2 protein-coding genes are annotated in these 1,279 nt (G+C 34.7%); one reads left to right on the forward strand and one right to left on the reverse strand.

The window, feature by feature from the left end:
* Positions 1 to 209: 209 nt before the first annotated feature.
* Positions 210 to 881, forward strand: coding sequence for a hypothetical protein (locus ACFIQE_RS10510; protein WP_375627818.1), 672 nt, complete (start codon positions 210 to 212; stop codon positions 879 to 881).
* 87 nt (positions 882 to 968) lie between these two features.
* Here the strand turns inward: ACFIQE_RS10510 and ACFIQE_RS10515 are convergent, their stop codons facing one another.
* Entirely contained in the window at positions 969 to 1,199 is a 231-nt protein-coding gene (locus ACFIQE_RS10515; RefSeq protein ID WP_208434686.1) for a hypothetical protein, read from the reverse strand.
* Between the last annotated feature and the right edge of the window lie 80 nt (positions 1,200 to 1,279).

Raw genomic sequence — 1,279 nt, forward strand, 5'->3', positions numbered from 1 at the left:
TTAAAACGCAAGTAACGCATTCCACCGCCTTCAAAACGGCGCGATTGAAAATTCACGGTACCACTGAATATGTCACCACTTGCACCACGTATCGCCCACCCCGTTTTGGTACCTAGATCAAAACAAAGAATCGTGTTAATCACCGCTCCTCTCCATACAAAACGTATTTTATAAAATTACTGTTTTCCCAAAGCGGAGGAGAAAGAGATATGAGAAATATGCAAGAAAATTTTGTAGAATTAACTGACATTACAATTAACATGAACAATAAATTGAATAACATTGAAACAGAACTCGCAACATTCAAAAGACAAAGTATATTGAAAAAAGACCTTCCCCAAATGATAAGAAATTCCTTAGAAACTTTGTGGACAGAAAACATAGCAGAAGGTTTAGGACCAAAGATGAAAGTTGAGATCTTTAATCTTAAACCTGAAGATCTATCACCAGAAGGTATTCTCATAGAATTTTCCATCAAAAACCCCACAGACCGACCAATGAAAATGAACTATATACGAATAGATGAAAATAGCCCTTTCGAATTCGTTCAAGCATTCTATCCAACTCCTTATCCATACTCTCAAAGCTCTCCAAGAAGCATTCTTAAAACATCTCCCAAATGTATCGATTTAATAACTCCCGTTACAACAAATCCTGTCATCCAAAACAACGTATTAGAAAGAGGAATTGACCTATTTACAGTGAATGGTGGGGATAGTTTTCAATGGGAATTAAAAATTCGCTCCATAGAAACAGAAAATCATGATAAACTATCCGTTCCGATCTTTATCTTAGAACATACTTCATCATATGACCCACATAAAACACTTGAAGTTCGCTTTTGGCCCAGCTTTTTTCGAAAATTAAGTCATCAACGATGATAATCTTATAAGATTGGGAATTAGGTTTTACTTATCTTCTCACCTATTAAGGTGAGAAGATAAAAGTATTTATTAGTTTGTTCTTTTTCATGAATCATAACCTCCAAAGGTTCCTATAACTCTTCTTTCTTGTACTTTCTTTTTCAACTCTTCAATTGACATATTTAACTTTACAATTAATATATCTTTTTCCTTCAGTTCTGTTTTGAGCTCTTGTTCTCTATTGCGATAGAGCAAAACAAAAAAGAACATAGCGATAACACAAAAGAACATAACCGCATTGGTAGTAAAAAACGTAATAATTGCTACTAAACTCATCTTTCTCTCCTCACTTACCCTTCTTCTTACTCTTCTTATTCTTATGAGGCGGCGCTTTTACTGCTTCATCACGCGGCTTA

It is taken from the genome of Bartonella sp. AA1HLJMS, from assembly GCF_042197445.1.
Classification (GTDB): Bacteria; Pseudomonadota; Alphaproteobacteria; order Rhizobiales; family Rhizobiaceae; genus Bartonella.